The sequence below is a fragment of the Streptomyces sp. NBRC 109706 genome (assembly GCF_000974485.1).
In the GTDB taxonomy this organism is placed as follows: domain Bacteria; phylum Actinomycetota; class Actinomycetes; order Streptomycetales; family Streptomycetaceae; genus Streptomyces.
The window spans coordinates 777426-793457 of the sequence record NZ_BBOM01000004.1; the positions used below are offsets into that span (position 1 = coordinate 777426).

At 73.5% G+C, this 16032-nt stretch carries 14 protein-coding genes; 6 read left to right on the top strand and 8 right to left on the bottom strand.

Features of this window, described 5'->3' with window-relative positions; all coding sequences use genetic code 11:
- Positions 1-62 precede the first annotated feature (62 nt).
- The 3 genes from AOM46_RS03115 to AOM46_RS03125 all read right to left on the bottom strand — a co-directional run bounded on the left by AOM46_RS03115 (position 63) and on the right by AOM46_RS03125 (position 3896).
- Entirely contained in the window at positions 63-1013 is a 951-nt protein-coding gene (locus tag AOM46_RS03115; protein WP_062205189.1) for an ABC transporter permease, read from the bottom strand.
- Complete coding sequence (locus AOM46_RS03120) at positions 1010-2713, bottom strand: ABC transporter substrate-binding protein (RefSeq protein WP_234313603.1); 1704 nt, start codon at positions 2711-2713, stop codon at positions 1010-1012. The genes AOM46_RS03115 and AOM46_RS03120 overlap by 4 nt, the downstream gene beginning before the upstream one ends.
- A 475-nt stretch (positions 2714-3188) precedes the next feature.
- Entirely contained in the window at positions 3189-3896 is a 708-nt protein-coding gene (locus AOM46_RS03125; protein WP_062205191.1) for a TetR/AcrR family transcriptional regulator, read from the bottom strand.
- A 149-nt stretch (positions 3897-4045) separates the two neighbouring features.
- On the opposite strand from AOM46_RS03125, the gene AOM46_RS03130 reads away from it, so the two are divergent.
- Entirely contained in the window at positions 4046-4522 is a 477-nt protein-coding gene (locus AOM46_RS03130; protein ID WP_062205194.1) for a nitroreductase family deazaflavin-dependent oxidoreductase, read from the top strand.
- Here the strand turns inward: AOM46_RS03130 and AOM46_RS03135 are convergent.
- Together AOM46_RS03135 and AOM46_RS03140 are read right to left on the bottom strand one after the other, a co-directional pair.
- Positions 4494-4832 (bottom strand): DUF1330 domain-containing protein, encoded by a 339-nt coding sequence (locus AOM46_RS03135; protein WP_062205197.1) that lies wholly within the window; start codon positions 4830-4832, stop codon positions 4494-4496. The genes AOM46_RS03130 and AOM46_RS03135 overlap by 29 nt on opposite strands.
- The gene (locus AOM46_RS03140) at positions 4829-8017 is read right to left on the bottom strand and encodes a DUF6531 domain-containing protein (RefSeq protein ID WP_062205200.1); all 3189 of its coding nucleotides are present in this window, start codon (positions 8015-8017) and stop codon (positions 4829-4831) included. Before AOM46_RS03140 ends, AOM46_RS03135 begins: the two co-directional genes overlap by 4 nt.
- 202 nt (positions 8018-8219) lie before the next feature.
- Between AOM46_RS03140 and AOM46_RS03145 the strand changes: the two genes are divergently transcribed.
- Genes AOM46_RS03145 through AOM46_RS03155 form a run of 3 tightly spaced genes read left to right on the top strand, consistent with a single transcriptional unit; the run spans position 8220 to position 11353 of the window.
- Positions 8220-9689, top strand: coding sequence for a serine/threonine-protein kinase (locus AOM46_RS03145; protein ID WP_062205203.1), 1470 nt, complete (start codon positions 8220-8222; stop codon positions 9687-9689).
- Positions 9670-10230 carry a hypothetical protein gene (locus tag AOM46_RS34510; protein WP_062205207.1) on the top strand — a complete coding sequence of 187 codons (561 nt, stop codon included), beginning with the start codon at positions 9670-9672 and terminating at the stop codon, positions 10228-10230. The genes AOM46_RS03145 and AOM46_RS34510 overlap by 20 nt, the downstream gene beginning before the upstream one ends.
- A complete protein-coding gene (locus AOM46_RS03155) occupies positions 10208-11353 on the top strand; it encodes a caspase family protein (RefSeq protein WP_062205211.1) in 1146 nt (381 codons plus the stop codon). Before AOM46_RS34510 ends, AOM46_RS03155 begins: the two co-directional genes overlap by 23 nt.
- A gap of 34 nt (positions 11354-11387) precedes the next feature.
- Here AOM46_RS03155 and AOM46_RS31335 read toward each other — a convergent pair whose 3' ends face one another.
- Both AOM46_RS31335 and AOM46_RS03165 read right to left on the bottom strand, forming a co-directional pair.
- Entirely contained in the window at positions 11388-12272 is an 885-nt protein-coding gene (locus AOM46_RS31335) for an RDD family protein (protein WP_067225851.1), read from the bottom strand.
- 151 nt (positions 12273-12423) lie between these two features.
- Positions 12424-13134 (bottom strand): SDR family oxidoreductase, encoded by a 711-nt coding sequence (locus AOM46_RS03165; RefSeq protein WP_062205215.1) that lies wholly within the window; start codon positions 13132-13134, stop codon positions 12424-12426.
- A 170-nt stretch (positions 13135-13304) separates the two neighbouring features.
- Here AOM46_RS03165 and AOM46_RS33800 point away from each other — a divergent pair, with 170 nt between their 5' ends.
- The gene (locus AOM46_RS33800) at positions 13305-13481 is read left to right on the top strand and encodes a hypothetical protein (RefSeq protein WP_158920220.1); all 177 of its coding nucleotides are present in this window, start codon (positions 13305-13307) and stop codon (positions 13479-13481) included.
- A gap of 22 nt (positions 13482-13503) precedes the next feature.
- Here the strand turns inward: AOM46_RS33800 and AOM46_RS03170 are convergent, their stop codons facing one another.
- A complete protein-coding gene (locus AOM46_RS03170) occupies positions 13504-14418 on the bottom strand; it encodes a 5-dehydro-4-deoxyglucarate dehydratase (protein WP_062205219.1) in 915 nt (304 codons plus the stop codon).
- A gap of 138 nt (positions 14419-14556) precedes the next feature.
- Here AOM46_RS03170 and AOM46_RS03175 point away from each other — a divergent pair, with 138 nt between their 5' ends.
- A complete protein-coding gene (locus AOM46_RS03175) occupies positions 14557-15321 on the top strand; it encodes an IclR family transcriptional regulator (protein WP_062205222.1) in 765 nt (254 codons plus the stop codon).
- The last annotated feature ends 711 nt before the right edge of the window (positions 15322-16032 follow it).

Sequence of the window (16032 nt, forward strand, 5' to 3'; positions counted from 1 at the left end):
GGTCTCCGGCCGGATCGGGGCAGGTCTCCGGCCGGGTCCGGTCAGACGCCGGCCGGGTCCGGTCACGCGCCGGTCGACCGCAGGACGATCCGGGGATCGACCTTGGGATAGATCAGGTCGACGGCCAGGTTGACCGCCACATACAGCGCGCCGGCGAGGAAGACCAGCGCGCGGATCACCGGGAAGTCATGGGCGCCGATGGCCTCGGCCGTCAGCCGGCCGAGGCCCTGCCGGGAGAAGACGCTCTCCGTGATGATGGCGCCGGCGACGATGCCGCCGATCATCAGCCCGAAGAGCGTCATCGCCGGGATGGCCGCGTTGCGCAGCGCGTGCACCGTCACCGCGCGCAGTTTCGACGCGCCCTTGGCGCGCGCCGTGCGCACATAGGGCTCGGCGAGCGCGGTGCGCAGGCTCCGGCCGAGCACCTGGGTCAGCAACCCGATGCTCGGCAGGGCCAACGCGATGGCGGGCAGCACCAGTTGGGCGAACTCGCCGTTGCCGTAGGCGGGGAACCAGCCGAGGCCGAAGGAGAACACCTGGAGCAGGATGATCCCGACCCAGAAGCTGGGCAGCGCGTTGCCCACCACGGTCGACGACAGCACGGCGGACCGCAGCCGGGCGGTCGGCAGCAGGGACGCCCCCACCGCCGTGGTCACGCCGACCAGCAATGCCAACAGCAGGGAGGCGCCCGCCAGTTCGAGGGTGGCCGGCAGCGCCCTGGAGAGCACCGAGGTCACCTCGTCCCCGGTCTGGAACGAGGTGCCGAAGTCCAGCCGGAGCGCGTTTCCGACAAACTCCAGATACTGCCGGTACAGCGGCTGGTCCAGGCCCAGATCGGCACGCAGCTCGTCGGCGAGGGAGCGGTCGACCGCCACCGCCTCGGAGCCGCCCGTGCGCAGCATCACCGAGACCGGGTCGCCCGGCACCAGGTGCAGCACCAGGAAGGAGACGGTCAGCGCCGCCCACAGCACGAACAGGCCGTTGACGATCCGGACCAGGACATAACGCGTCACGATGCCAGCCAGACCTCGTTGAGCAGCGCCTTGCCCTCGATGTCGGTGGCGAAGCCGCCCAGTTCGTTCGGATAGCCGTAGGCCCACACCCGGTCCAGCACCGGCACCGAGTAGCCCTGCTCGATGATGCGGCGCTGCGCCTGCTCGGCGATCTCCTGCCGTTCCTCGGTGTCGACGGTGGTCTGCAACGAGCTGAGCAGCGCGTCCAGTTCCTCGTCGGGCTGGCCGTAGAGCATGCTCATCTCGGGGTGGAACGAGGAGTAGACCAGCCGGATGACATCCACGTCGGCGCGGGTCTGGCTCCAGGTGGCGATATCGCCCGGGTACTCGTCCATGTTGACCAGCGGCAGATCGGAGACCGGGTCCAGCTTCAGCTCGATGCCGACCTCGGCCCACTGCTGCTGGGCGAGCTGGTGCTGCTGTTCGGACTCGGGGTTGCCGCTGGCGTAGGTGATGGTGAGGCTCAGCCGCTCGCCGTCGGCGCGCTGTCGCACCCCGTCGTCGCCGATGACGTTCCAGCCGGCGCGGTCCAGCAGCTCCTCGGCCGCCGCCGGGTCGTATCTGACGTCGTCCGACTGGTCGAGATAGCCCGGGTTGGTGGTGGTGAGCACGCCGGTCGCCGGCTGGCTGACGCCGTTGTAGACGGCGGTGACGATGGCCTCCCGGTCCAGCGCGAGACCGAGCGCGCGGCGGGTGTCGGGATCGCTCAGCTTGGGGCTGTGCACCAGCGGCACATAGGGGATGGCGATGGCCGGCAGCACCACGCTGTCCACGGTGAACCGGTCGTCGCTCTCCAACTGGGCCAGCCCGGCGGCCGGTACGGACTCGATGACGTCGACCTGGCCGCTGGTGAGGCTGCCCTGCCGGACGCTGCCCTCCGGGATGCCCTCCAGAACCACCCGTTCGACATGCGCCGCGCCCTGGTTCTCGGCGATGGGTGAGGCCCAGGCGTAGTCGTCGCGGCGGACCAGCTCGACGGAGGACTCCGGGGTGAACTTGTCCAACGTGAACGGGCCGGAGCCGGCGAAGTCGCCCTGGCACAGATCGGCCGGGTCGTTGCCCAGGGAGGCGGGGGAGAGCTGGATCAGCGACTGGGTCGCGGTCGCCTGGAGGAACTGCGCGTTGGGCTCCTCGAACTCGACGGTGACGACGAAGTCGTCGTCGACGACGCTCTGTCGGTAGCCGGCGAGGAAGCTGCTGCCCTGCGGGGCGAGCGCGCCCAGCTCGACGACGGCGTCGAAGTTGGCCTTCACGGCCTCGGCGTCGAACGGTTCGCCGTCGCTGAAGGTGACGTCCTCACGCAGCTCGAAGGTGAACGCGGTGACATCGTCGCTGACCGTCCAGGAGGTCGCCAACCAGGGCAGCAGCTCGCCGGTCGCCGGGTCCTGTTCGGTCAGGGTGTCGGCCAACTGGCGGCCGATCGTCCGGGAGTTGAGCTGAGGGCGCTGCCGGGAGTCCACGCAGTCGGGGGCCGCGGTGAAGCCGTAGGTGAGGGTCCCGCCCTCGGTCGGCTCGCCGGACGTGGCACCGTCGGAGGTGTCGGAGCCGCCGTCGGAGCCGCAGCCGGTCACGGCGATGGCGAGGGCCACGGTGATCGCGGTGGCGACCGTCCAGCCTCGTCGGCCGGGCCGACGCCTCGGGCTCGGCAGCTCTCTCGGGTCGGGCAGCTGTCTCGGGTCGGGCAGGGGGGAGGAGGGCACGGCGAAGGACTTCCTTCCAGGGGAACGCACCCGGACGCGGCGCGACGGCGGCGCGCGGGCAGGCGGGGCGATGGGGCACCACCCGCGCCCACGCGCCGCCGTGCCACGGCGGGCAGGCGGACGGGGGCTCGGGCGGTGGGGTGACGAGCGTCGTCTGTGGGCCGCGCCGCGCGGGGCGGCGGGCGGTTGCCTCAGGTCAGGGGCGCGGGTCGCCGAACGGCTGGCGCGCGGCGCCGACTGGCCCGGGCGGGGCCGGCGTCAGAAACGACAGGAGGCCGAGGTGACACGTCCGAAGTCGACATGGCGGCGCAACGTCAGAAGCGGTTGCATGGGGAGAGATTGCGCCACGCGGGGCGGAACGTCAATGGCGCGTATCACACGCGGCGCCGGGAATGCGGGCGTTCGTTCGGGTGTGGACGCCCAACGAGCCATGGCGGGACGGGAGTTGCCCCCCGCGCGATCGGGCGGGCGCGGCCTAGGGAATCTCGTCGCCGATGCCGACGCCGGCGGCGATGCGGGTGGTGGCGTCGGTGAGGAACGCTCCGCCGTCCGTGATCACCCCGTTGAACTGGCCGAAGACCTCGGCGCTGAGCAGGCCGAGGAGCTGCCCCCAGGCGGCGAGCAGCAGCGCCAGGGTGGTCGGGTCCAACTCCGGTGCGTGCTCGGGGACATGGTGCGCGATATCGGCCAGCACCTCGGGCGGGGGCGGGCCGCCGGGCGGCTGGTGCAGCCGGCCGGCGCGGCGCGCGTCGGTGGCGATGGCGACCAGCGCGAGGGGGAGCCGCACGCCGGGGCCCGAGGTGTCGTCGGGCGCGGCATAGCCGGGGACGGGGGTGCCGTGGATCAGTCCGTACTCGTGGGGGTGGGCGACGGCCCAGTCGCGGGCCGCATGGCAGGCGGCGAGCCAGCGGACCAGCGGCGACTCGTCGCGGGTGCGGTGCACGGCGGCGTCCACGGCGTCGCCGAGCGCGTTGTAGGCGTCGACGATCAGGGCGGTCAACAGCTCGTCGCGGCTGGGGAAGTAGCGGTAGAGCGCGGAGGAGACCATGCCCAGCTCGCGGGCGACGGCGCGCAGCGAGAGCTTGGCCGCGCCCTCGGCGGCGAGCTGCCGGCGGGCCTCGTCCTTGATCGCCCGGGTCACTTCCTGTCGCGCGCGTTCCCGCGCCGTGCGGATGGCTGCCATGGGGGCAGTCTGCCAGCTTTCGGAGCAGTGGCCAACTTAGAGAGCGGTGCTCTTGTTTTTCGGCGCCATCGATGTCACAGTTGCTCTCGACGGAGAGCGGTGCTCTCTCTGTTCGCCAGGGTTTCTCAGGTCCCGCTACGGAGGTTGTCATGGACGCGAACCACCCTCATGTGATCAAGCCCGACTGGGTCACCCGCAGGGTCGCCAACCCGCTGGTCTCGCTGCTGCACCGGTTCGGTTTCGGCGTCGCCGGCTCCCGCCAACTGGCCGTCCGGGGACGGAAGTCGGGGGAGCTGCGACACGCCCCGGTCAATCTGCTGAAGGTCGAGGGACGCTACTACCTGGTCGCCCCCCGCGGCCATGTGCAGTGGACCCACAACCTCCGCGCCGCCGGCGAGGGCCAGCTCACGCTGGGGCGGAAGGTCACCCCGTTCACCGCCGTCGAGGTCCCCGAGGACGCCAGGCCCACCCTGCTCCGCGCCTATCTGGCCCGCTGGAGCGGCCAGGTCGGCCGCTTCTTCAAGGGCGTCACCGCCGACTCCACCGATGACGAGTTCCGCGCCGTCGCCGGTGACCACCCCGTCTTCGAGCTCACCTTCACCAAGCCGACCGGCTCCGCCGGCTGACCAAGGGCTGCTGGTCGTCGGACAGTTCGGCGCGCATCTCCTGGGCGGTGGCGGCCGGGTCGTACCCGTCGGGGACCCCCTCGACCAGGATGATGTCGCCCTCGATATGCCGCGAGCGCAGCGGGGCGATCTCCTGGTACGCCGGCGAGTCCCACCAGGCGCGGGCCTCGCTGATGCCGGGGAAGCCGATCACGACGACAGCTCCCGGCCAGTCGCCCTCCTTCACCTCGTGCTCGGTGACGTGCACAAGGAACCGGCCGCCGTACGGCTCGAAGGTGGCGCCGATGCGCTCAAGACAGGCGGCGATCAGGGTGCGGGGCGCGTCGGGAGCAGGGGCCCGAAGGGGTCGGTGGGGTGCGGAAGCGGCGCGAGATAGCGGGCGTTGACGGGGTCGTAGGGGCGGTGGCCCCGGTGGAAGTCGTAGAAGAGACCGGTCTCCTCGTCATAGAGCTGGCCGGCGAAGCCCAACGGGCAGTGCGCGGTGTCCGAGCCGAGACCGGTGGGGGCGCCGAACGGGGTGGCGCGGCGGCGCCAGGCGATATCGCCCCGGATATCGACCAGTTCGGTCGGGGCGCCGTCCGGATCGGTCACGATGCCATGGAAGACGGGCGCGAACGAACCGGCGATCCCGGTCTGGGCCAGCGGCCGACGATGATCCCCAGGGGCCCAGTGCCAGCTGGTCACCGCCCCGTCCGGATAGGTCTGTTCGACGGGCAGCCCGTCCTCCCAGTCCAGCAGCACCCGTTCCCGGACCTCGCCGAAGTCGTCCAGCAGCTGTTTGGCCACCCGCCGGCCCAACGGATCGTGCACATAGTGCCAGTGCCGGCCGTCCGGCATCACCACGTCCGTCAGCCGGTCCAGCGCGTCCCAGGTGTAGTGGCAACTGCCCACCGACCCGGACGGCAGCCGGCGGGGCGCGGCCACCACCCGGCCCCTGGCGTCATGCCGATAGGACACCCCCTCGGTGTCGACGACCAGCAGCGGGCCCTCGAACTTCCGCCCTTCGCCGCCCAGTTGGCCGAGCGCGTCATAGGAGTAGGGGTGCGAGCCGGTCCGGTCCCGCACCAGCAGCGGGCGGCCGGCCGGATCGCGTTCGAACTCGACCGTCCCCGCCACCTCGTCCCAGGTCCGCCACAGCCGGCCGTCCACCCCGTACTCCCAGGTGCGGCGGCGGCGCGACGAGCCGGACAGCAGGGTCTGGTCGGCCAGCCGGCCGGCCGGGTCCCAACTCTGCCGCACCGCGCCGGAACCGCCGATGGTGGCCCGGCCCGACTCCCGCCCGCAGGCGTCCAGTTCGATGGCGACGGCATGCCGGTCGACGCGCAGCCCCACCAGCCGGCCCACCGCGTCATAGGACCAGGCCGTCTCCGTGCCGGACGGGGTGCGCCGCCCAGCGCGGCGCCCGGCCGCGTCGTAACTCAGCGCCACCGTGCGGCCGTTGACCGTCTCGGTGAGCACCGCACCCGAGCCGTCCAGGGTGCGGGCGACGGTGACCTCGCTGCTCTCCGCGCCGACCAGCCGGCCGACCGGATCGTAGTGGAACAGCTCCCGATCCAACTCGCTGCGCCGCTCGACGAGTCGGCCGCGCGCGTCGAAGCGCAGCGAGATCCGCTGGGCCGCGCCATTGGTCACCCCGACGCACTGTCCGGCCGCGTCGTACCGCAGCCGGATGGGCCGTTCGCCCAGGTCGGACGCCTCGACCAGCCGGCCGGCCGGATCGTGGACGTACTCCCAGTGCCGGCCGGTCGGATCCGTGATCCGCACCGGGCGCGCCTCCCGATCGTGGCGGTAACGCACCACCCGCCCGTCCGGATGGCACACCGCCCGGCACAGCCCCAGCGGGCCACGTTCCCAACGGGTGGTGCGGCCGGCCGTGTCGGTATGCGTCAGGGTGCGGCCCAGGGCGTCGCGGGTCCAGCGTTCGACGGCGCCCGAGGGGTGCGTCAGGGCGGTGACGCGCCCCAACGCATCGCGTTCCAGGCCCAGTCGCTCGCCCTGCGGGCTGATGATCCGTACCACGGCCCCGAGATGATCACGCTCCAACCGGGTGGTCTCGCCCACCGGATCCGTCACCGCCGTGGGCAGCCCGGCCCGGTCGCAGGCGTAACGCCAGACCGCGCCCAGCGGATCGGTCAACGTGGCCAGGCCGCCGCCCGGATGGTGGCCGATCCGGGTCACCCGTCCGCCCGGGGTGGTGATGCTTTCGAGCCCGCCCTGATCGTCCCAGCTCAGCAGGGTGGTGCCGCCGTCCTCCGCGATCCGGACCAGCGGCCGGCCGCGCGGATCGTAGCGGGTGGCCGCCCGGGTGTCGTCCGGGAACCTGCTCGCCACCCGGTTCCCCAACCGGTCGTACCGGTGGGCGGTGGTCCGCTCCAACGGGTCGGTCACGGCGCCGGGGCGGCCCGCGCGGTCCCTGGTGTAACGGGTGGTGTTCCCCGCCGGATCGGTCTCCGCCACCAGATGACCACGGGTGTTGCGTTCGAACGTCCAGCGGTGCCCCAGCGCGTCGGTGACCGTGGTGCGCCGCCCCGCATAGGAGACCGTGCGCGACAGCAGACCGTCGGGCCCATCAACCGTGCACACCCGCCCGTTGCCGTCATAGCCATACCGGAAGGTGTCGCCGGCCCGGTCGGTAAACCGCACCATGCGTCGCGTCTGGTCATAGGCGTACCGTTCCACGCCCCCCGCCGCGTCCTCCGCCTCCGCCAGATTGCCCGCCTCGTCATAGCGGCAGCGCAACAGCGGTGCCAGGTCGGGGGCGTTGAGCAGCCGCACCGACGCCACCCGTCCGGCTCCGTCGCCGTCGATCGCCAGCCGGTGCCCCGCACTGTGCACGATCTCCACGGGGCGGCCGAACGCGTCGTGCCGCAACGCAAGATGGTTGCCCCGGCCGTCGGCCAGCGACGTCAACGGCAACTCGGCCCCCGGGCCGCCCGGCAGGGGGCGGAACCGCAGGGTCTGCCCGGTGTCGGCCCGCCAGACCGTGATCGGACCGCCCGGGGTTCCGTCCCAGGTCAGCGGCCAGTGCGGACCATGGAACGGGAGCACGGGCCGGCCCGATCCCGGGCGCGGCGACGGATAGGTCAACAGCCGGCCGTCCTCGGCGACCAGCAGCACCGACGACTCGCGCAGCAACAGCCGGATGTCCAGCGTGGACGCCCAGACCGCGCCGAACGCCCGGCCGGCGCGCGTCCGGCCGTGATGCCAACGCGCCAGCACCAGCGGCAGCACCCCGGGCAGCCGGACATCCTCCGCCCGCAACATCAACCGGCCCCGCACCGGGTCGAGGCCGGTGGTTGTGGCGCGCAGCGCGTGTCGGGGCCCGGAAGCGGGGGGCGGCGCGGTTGTGGTGGACGGCGCCGGCAGCAGCGCGGCCGCGTCGAAGGGGCCGAACGGGTCGACGGGGGCGAACCGCAGATGCGGCGTCAGCAACTCGGGTTCGACGGACGGCGGCGCCGGCACGCGGGGCGCCCACCCGTCGGTCGGCCCGGTCATCACGGTCCTCCCGCCCGGCTCGCTGTCCACACACGCCGTTTGTCGTGCGCACCGACCGTAAGCCCGGCCGTGCGAGCGTTCAACAGACGTTCGGCACAACGGACTTGGCTGTTAGGGTGGGCCGGTTTCCGGCCTTGCCTCCCGGTGGCGGCCTCGTTCGCCAGGTTGCTCGTGGTCACCGGGGCGCGACAGGATGGTGCCCATGGCAGAGGGGGAGTTGCTGGGCGGGCGTTATCGTCTGATCCGCGTGGTCGGCTCCGGCGGCATGGGCGTCGTCCACGAGGCCAGGGACGAGATGCTGGGGCGGCGGGTCGCCATCAAGCGGCTGCACCGCTCGGTCGGCGACGGCAGCGTCGACATGCGGCGCTTCGAACGCGAGATGCGCGCGCTGGCCCGCATCCGGCACCCCAATGTGGTCACCCTCCATGACGTGGGCGCCGCCGACGGCCAGCCGCATCTGGTGCTCGAATGGGTGCCCGGCGCTGACCTCTCCCAGCTGCTGCGGGAGCACGGCACCCTCTCCGCCGAGGCGACGCGCGCGGTGGTCATCGGCGTGGCCGAGGCGCTGGGCGCCGCACACCGGGCCGGCGTGCTGCACCGGGACGTCAAACCGTCCAATGTGCAGATCGACATGGGCGGTCGGGTCGTGCTCGGGGACTTCGGCCTCGCCCGGCTGGCCGAGGATTCGACGGTCACCCAGACCGGCGCCTTCGTCGGCAGCCCCGGCTATATGGCGCCCGAGGTGATCCAGGGCCAACCGCCCCTGCCCGCCTCCGACTTCTACGGCCTCGGCATCTGCCTCCACCAGATGCTGACCGGCCGGCATCCGCTCGGCGGGAGCGACGAGATAGGGGTCATGATCATGCGCGCGGTGGTCGAGGGGGTGCCCCCGCTCGCGCTCGACGACCCGCGCCGGCTCGCCACGGACCTGGTCGAGCTGGCCAACGGCCTGACCCGGCGCGACCCCGCCGCCCGCCCGTCCACCAGCCAGGAGATCCTGGAACGACTGACCGAGGCCGATCCGCGCCCGGGCACGGACGAACTGTGGCGGCTGATGGCGCTCTCCACCCTGCGCAGATCGCGGCCGGGCGGTGGCCGGCCGTCCGGTGCGCCGGGCCGGCCGGCCGGAGGGCGGAGCTGGGACACGGCCGGGGGTCCGGACGGGCCCGCCGGGGAGCCGGCCGGGGAGCCGGAATACCTCGATGTCGCGCCCGAAACGCTGGTCGTGGACGGCCCGGGGAAGCCGGACGGCGAGGGCCTGGCCCTCCAACTCGGCTCGCCCCCGGCCGCCGGGGACAGCTCGCCCGAGGGGGCGCTGTCGTTGAGCGATGTCACCCGCAGCTTCGTGCTCAGCCGGATCACCCCGGCGAACGCGGTGTCCCGGCTGCGCGAGGCCGTCGGCATGGTGCGCCGTGGGGAGATCCAGCAGGCCGTGGACATCCTGAGCACCATCGACACCGTCTGCTCCGAACGGCTGGGGCCCGACCACCCCACCACGCTCACCGCCCAGTTCTGGCACGGCGTCTGCCTGGCGCGGCTGGGCGCGGGGAGCGCGGCCATCGCGCTCTTCTCCCATGTCAACGCCCATACCGAGCCGGGCGGTTCGGCCGAGACCGACACCGACCCCGTCGGGGAACGGGAAGGGATGGACAGTGACCAGCGGCAGGAGTGAACCGGAGCGGACGGTGCGGGTGTGGCTCCGGGACCCGGACGGAGCGCCGCCCGGCGGCGGCCTCGACCGGGAGGACGAACTGCGCTCGCTGCGGCGCTGGCTCGACGAGGACGAGAGCCTGGACGGCGCGCTGCACACCCGGCTGGCGAGCGGGACGCGGACCCGGCCGGGCGAGATGGGCACGATCATCGACGTGCTGTCGCTGGCCATCGGCTCCGGGCTCTCCTCCGGGGCGCTCGCCGTCTCCCTGCTGCAGTGGCGCGACGCGCGGCGCACCCGCCGCACCGTGGTGCTGCGCCGGGGCGAGATCGAGATCGAGATCCCGGCGACCGGCCCCAGGGACGACGGCGCCCTCGCCCGGGTCATCGCCGGCCTGCTCGCCCCGGCGCCGGTGCCCGGCTCGCCGCCGCTCCCGGTGCCGGCGCCCGCGCCGCCCCCTGCGGCCGCCCCGCCGGCGCCGCCCGCACCGCCCCCGCCGCGCCCGGTCGGTGGGTCGGGGGGCGAGGGAGGAGACGGGGATGACCGGGCCGAGCCTGCCTGATCCGGCGGCCTCGCGGGCGGTGCTCATCGGCGGGGCCGAGTACGAGCGGCTGGACCAACTCCCGGCCGTGCGGGCCAATCTGCGGGATCTGGCGGCCAGCCTGCGCGATCCGCTGCTGTGGGGGCTGCCGGAGCAGCACTGCGTGGTGGTCGGGGACCCGACCTCGGCCGTCGGCCTGCTGGACCCCGTGCACCGGGCCGGGGAAGAGGCCGAGGACACGCTGGTGGTCTACTACGCCGGGCACGGCCTGCGGGACCCGGACTCCGCCGACCTCTATCTGGCGCTCAGCGGCTCCCGGCCCAACACCGGTTACACCGCCGTGGCCTACGAGCATCTGCGGACCGCCCTGCGGCAGAGCAGGGCGCGGCGCAAGGTGCTCATCCTGGACTGCTGCTTCAGCGGCCGGGCCGCGCGCACCTTGAACGGCACCGAGGACATCGCCGCGCTGGCCGCCGTCGACGGCACCTATGTGCTGACCGCCTCGCCGCCGAACCGGGCCGCGTTGGCCCCCGTCGGCGAGACCTACACCGCGTTCACCGGGGAACTGCTGCGGCTGCTGCGGTCGGGCATCGCCGATGGGCCCGAGGTGATCGATCTCGACACGATCTACCGGGAGTTGGCCGACCGGCTGCGCTCCCGATCACGGCCGAGCCCACGGCGCAGCCAGGAGAACGACATCGGCCGGCTGCCGCTGGTCCGCAACCGGGCCAGGGCGGCGCCCGACGTCCCGGCAGGACCGGTGCTGGACGCCGATGTCCGCACCGCCATGACCGCAGCGGGCCTGCGCCTCGGCCGCCTGCTGCGCGGCAGCGGACGCAACCGCGACGCGCTGAGCGTGCTGCGCATGGCCTTCGACGAACGCGTCGGCAGCGACCGGGACACCACCTTCGCGCTGCAACTCGAACTCTCCGAGCTGCTGGCCGACTCGGGACGGGCCAGGGAGGCCGTCGAGGTGCTGGAACAGGCGTTCCACCAGACCAGGGAGACGACCGGACCCGAGGCCGTCCAGGTCTGCCGCCGGCTGGCCGAACTGCTCCAGGAGTCCGGCAACCATGTCCAGGCGTGCGAAGTGCTCAAACACGCCCTGGACCTGGTCGAATCACGCTCTCCCACGCCCCGTTGACGACCAGGGACGACCGGCACCGACATCCGAGGGCTCAGGGCGCGTCGACCTGGCTCGCGCCGTCCAGCGGGGGCTCCGCCGGGCGGCGCCCCGGTATCAGCCGGCGGCCCCGCGCCATGGCCGCGCGGGTGCGGTCCGCCTCGGCGACCCGCTGGGCCGCCTGCCGGGCCGCCCGACCGCTCTGCGCCGTGTAGTGCGCCGTGAAATGGGCCGTCCGCCGCGCGGTGGCCTGGAGCAGCCCGCCGCTCACCTCCGTCCCGGCCAGCCGGTCGGCGAGGGAGCGCCGCGCGCCCACCGCAGCCGGTATCCCGTTGACCAGGAAGACCACCACCGCCAGCACCACCACGAACCCCGCCAGGAGGAACGCCCCCGCCACCAACAGACAGCAGGCCAGGGCCAGCAGACCCACATCCGCGACCGATGTCACCGCCGCCCGCACGGCCGCCGAACGCCGCGCCGGCCGACGGGACCCGGCGCCCGCGGCCGCCGGCACCACCCGCAGCCCGAGCAGCGCCTTGCCCAACGTGGTGCCGGCGAACGCCAGCGCCAGGAACTGATAGAGGAAGGTGCCCAGGAACAGCAGCACAAAGCCCTGTTGGACCGCGCGCAGCGAGCGGTTCCAGAGCGATTCGCCCAACGCCTGCCCGGCGCCGGCCAGATCGCCGTCCGAGGTGATGACCTTCCACACCCCGGTCTCGGCCAGCCCCGGCGCGTCCGTCAGCATCGCGCTGATGCGGTTGAACGTGAAGAAGCCGAGCAGCACCGCCAGCGCGATCACCAGCGAGAAATCCACCGCCCAGGCCAGTCCGCGCCGCCAGCCCGAAGCCCGCGCCAGCTCCGGCGGCACGCCGCCGTCCTCCGGCGCTCCCGCGCCATGGCCCTGCCAGCCGGCGGCCCCCGCCGCCCCGTCGTTACTCATACCGATCCCCCGACCAGTGCTCATCGCAGCCGAACGCCGCGCCCATCCGGCCGCCACGCTCCGGCTCCACCCCGAAAGCCCCGGACCCGCCTACCCGTTCCGGAGGCCCACATCGTAGCGACCCGCACTGACAACGGCGCCGGGAGCGACGTCAGACGGGCTGTCCCACCGGCCGGATCGTCACGGTGTTCACATCCACTCCGGCCGGCTGGTCGAGCGCCCAGACGACGGAGGCCGCGACCTCGTCCGCGCTGAGCAGCCGGCCCTGCGGCAGCCCGCCGGGACCGTCCCAGAAGGGGGTCTCGGCGCGCCCCGGCGCGATCAGCGTGACGCCGATCCCGTCGGCCGTCACCGCCCGCCTGGTGTTCTCGGCCAGCCCGGTGACCGCCCACTTGGTGGCGCCATAGAGGTTGCCCGGGGTGTGGATCATGCCCGCGACGCTGCCGACCAGCACGATCCGCCCCGCCGAGGCGCGGAGCGCGGACACCGCGGCCCGGATCAGCAGGGCGGGCCCCAGCACATTGGTCAGCACCATTTCCCGCCACTTCTCCGGATCGCCGTCCACGACCGTGTCATGGGTGGCCACCCCCGCGTTGGCGACCACCGCGTCGAGCCGCCCGAAGCGCTCCACCGTGACGGCCACCGCGTCGCGCACCGTCGGCCAATCGGAGCTGTCGCCGGAGATGGTCAACAGCTCGTCGGGCGCGTCCAGTTCCCGTTCCAGGGCGCTCAGCCGCTCCCTGCCCCGTCCCATCACCGCGACCCGCTGCCCGGCAGCGCGCAGCCGCCCCGCCACCGCGGCGCCGATGCCGCTGCCGCCCCCGGTGATCAGCGTCACCGCGCCGTCCCGTTCCCTGCTCATCCTCCGCCTCCGGACCGTTGGTCGCCGCGCCGGGCGGTCGCCCGCGCCGCAGGAGTCCAGCAGTTGGAGCGCGCTCGAAGTCAAGCTTCCCGAAGTGCCGGGAACCGGACGGGCCGTTCCGTGCGTCCAGGGGGCAACGGGATCAACGCGGCGTACGGGGGTACGGGCGGATGACCAGTAACAGTGGATGGCGGATGGTGTGCGGGGCCGTGGCCGTCGCCCTGCTGGTGGCGTTGGGGTTTCTGGTGCGTGACGCCGAGGCCGCGGGGAGGGAGCGGCCGCCCGCCGGCGACCGGGGCGGCGCTCTTGGCGCGCCGCCCGATCGGTTGGGGGCGTGGCGCTACTGAGCCGCCGGAGGGGCCCGCCGGCTCAGGCGAGGGCGGCGTGGCCCCGCTCGATCAACCGGGCCAGCCGCTCGCGGTGTTCGGGGCTGACCTCGACCAGCGGCGGCCGGACCGGACCCGCGCTCCGGCCGCGCACGGCGAGACCGGCCTTGACCAGCGAGACGGCGTATCCCTCGGTGGTCAGCCGGAGTTCGGTCAGCGGCACATAGAACTCCCGCAGCAGCGTCCGCTGCACGGCGTCGTCGCCCCGCACGAACGCGTCGTAGAAGCCGCGCGCGATGGCCGGGGCGAAGGCCAGGGTGGCCGACGAGTAGGCGCGGGCGCCGACGGCGGCATAGGCGCGGGCGAACGTCTCGGCCGTCGGCATCCCGTTGAGCACCGGCAACGCGCCGCCGGTCGCCGTCTGGACGCGCTGCAGCAGCTCGATATCGCCGTGGCCGTCCTTGAACGCCACGATCCGGTCGATTTCGGCCAGTTCGGCGACCGACTCCGGGGTGAAGATCGCGTTGGCCCGCTGGTAGGGGATCAACGGCAGGTCGGTGGCCTCGGCGATGCCCCGATAGTGGGCGACCAGCCCGGCCTGCGGCCCGACCTGGAGATACGGCGGCAGCACCAGGGCGCCGCTCGCCCCGGCGGCCTGGGCCGCGCGGACGAACTCGACGGCCACCCCGGTGCCGCCGCCCGCCCCCGCGTAGACCGGCAGCGCGCCGCCGACATGCGCCACGGCGACGCGGACCACCTCCCGGTGCTCTGCCAGTGTCAGCGAGGCGAACTCGCCGGTGCCGCAGGCCACGAAGAGGGCCGAGGGCCCGGCCTCCACCACCTCGCCCAGATGCTCGTCGAAACGCGCCAGATCCAGCCCGCCGTCCGCCCCGAACGGCGTGACCGGGAACGCCAGTAGCCCGCTGAGGGAGTTGCTCGACTGCGCCTGTGCCTGCACCGGATCGACCCCTTGTGCTGTCCGTGTCTGCCGTCTACATATGGAGACGTTGTCTAACCTTGTAGACGGGAGTAAAGTCCTGCCGGGTGGGGCGCGTCAAGGGGTGAAGAGGGACGAAGGGAAGGCGAAGGGAAAAGCATGGCCGAATCGGACGCGGGACGAGTGCGCACCGTCAAGTCCGCCGACCGCACCGTCGCGTTGCTTGAGTATCTGAGCGCGGCGGACGCGCCGCGCTCGCTCCGCGAGGTCACGGACGATCTGGCCATCCCGCGCGCCAGCGCCTATGCGCTGCTGGTCACGCTGGTGCGCGCCGGCTGGGTCGAGGCGAAGGGGAACGGCGCGGGCTACCGCCTCGGCATCAGGGCGCTGCGCGCCGGCGCGGCCTATGTCGAACACGACGACGTGGTGCGGCGCGCGCAGCCGGTGATGAACGAACTGGCCGAAAAGCTCGGCGAGACCATCCATCTGGCCCGCCTCGACGGCCACGAGATCGTCTACCTGGCGACGTCCCCCTCCCGCCACTCGCTGGCCGTCGTCTCCAAGCCGGGCCGCCGACTGCCCTGCTGGGCCACGGGGTTGGGCAAGGCGATCCTCGCCCACCGCCCCTGGCCCGAGGTGGACGCGCTGCTGCCGGCCCCGCTCACCGCGCGCACCGAGCACACCCTCACCGACCGGGACGCGCTGCGCGAGGAGTTGGCCACGGTGGCCCGCCGGGGGCATGCCGTCGACGAGCAGGAGTCCACGTTGGGGCTGCGCTGCTTCGCGCTGCCGCTGTGGTTCGGCGGTGCGGTCCACGAGGCCCTGAGCTGCTCCGTCCCCCTCGTCCGCCTCGACCCGTCCCGGGAAGCGGCGATCGTCGCCGCCCTCCGCGCGGCCCGCGGGCGGCTGGCCGCCGAAGCGTGACGCTGCGCTTACTACCGCCGGGCCTCCGGGCCTGGCGGCCCGATTCGGCCGTGAGGGGGGGCGACGCGGGCGGTTTTCGGCCTGCCGGCCGGGGGATGGGAGGTTGGGTAACTCTCCGGCTGGCGCCGGCATGTGGGTTGTGAGGGGGGAAGCCTGTGGACTGGTCGCTGTTCTGGCGGGCTTGGCTGTCTGTTGGGGCCTCGGGCGGATGTCCCTGTGCTGTCGCCGGTCTTTGCCTCGGCCCCCTCCGCCTCTGGCGCCTGGGCCTTCCAGCCGCCGACCTTTCCGGGCCCCGGACATGTCCCTGACCTTGCCGGCGCTCCGGGCCCGGCGGCTTCGGGCACAGAGCCTGGGCGTTGCCCACTCTCCGGCCGTGCCGGTCCCTTGGCCTTGCCGCCCCACGGGGCCCCGGGCGCGGGCCTCCGGGCCTGGCGGCCCGATTCGGCCGTGAGGGGGGGCGACGCGGGCGGCGTTGTCCGGGCCTCCGGCCAGCGGGCGGCTTTCGGCCTGCCGGCCTCGGACTCAGGGCCAGGCCCCGGCCGTGCACGGGGCGCGGCTGGGGCGGGCCCCGACGATCAGCGGCTGGCGGGCCCTGGCCTATGGCTCTTCGGCCTTATTGGCCTTCCGGGCCCCCGGCCTCGCCTTCCGGCCTTCCGGTCTCCCCCGGCCTTGCCGGCCTCGGGCCCAGGGCCTGGCCCTGGGCTTGCCGGC

Coding starts and splice junctions, on each gene's coding strand:
- AOM46_RS03125 (WP_062205191.1), bottom strand. CDS start 3,896: ATGGCAGCCATCCGCACGGCGCGGGAACGCGCGCGACAGGAAGTGACC.
- AOM46_RS03130 (WP_062205194.1), top strand. CDS start 4,046: ATGGACGCGAACCACCCTCATGTGATCAAGCCCGACTGGGTCACCCGC.
- AOM46_RS03140 (WP_062205200.1), bottom strand. CDS start 8,017: ATGACCGGGCCGACCGACGGGTGGGCGCCCCGCGTGCCGGCGCCGCCG.
- AOM46_RS03145 (WP_062205203.1), top strand. CDS start 8,220: ATGGCAGAGGGGGAGTTGCTGGGCGGGCGTTATCGTCTGATCCGCGTG.
- AOM46_RS03155 (WP_062205211.1), top strand. CDS start 10,208: ATGACCGGGCCGAGCCTGCCTGATCCGGCGGCCTCGCGGGCGGTGCTC.
- AOM46_RS31335 (WP_067225851.1), bottom strand. CDS start 12,272: ATGAGTAACGACGGGGCGGCGGGGGCCGCCGGCTGGCAGGGCCATGGC.
- AOM46_RS03165 (WP_062205215.1), bottom strand. CDS start 13,134: ATGAGCAGGGAACGGGACGGCGCGGTGACGCTGATCACCGGGGGCGGC.
- AOM46_RS33800 (WP_158920220.1), top strand. CDS start 13,305: ATGACCAGTAACAGTGGATGGCGGATGGTGTGCGGGGCCGTGGCCGTC.
- AOM46_RS03175 (WP_062205222.1), top strand. CDS start 14,557: ATGGCCGAATCGGACGCGGGACGAGTGCGCACCGTCAAGTCCGCCGAC.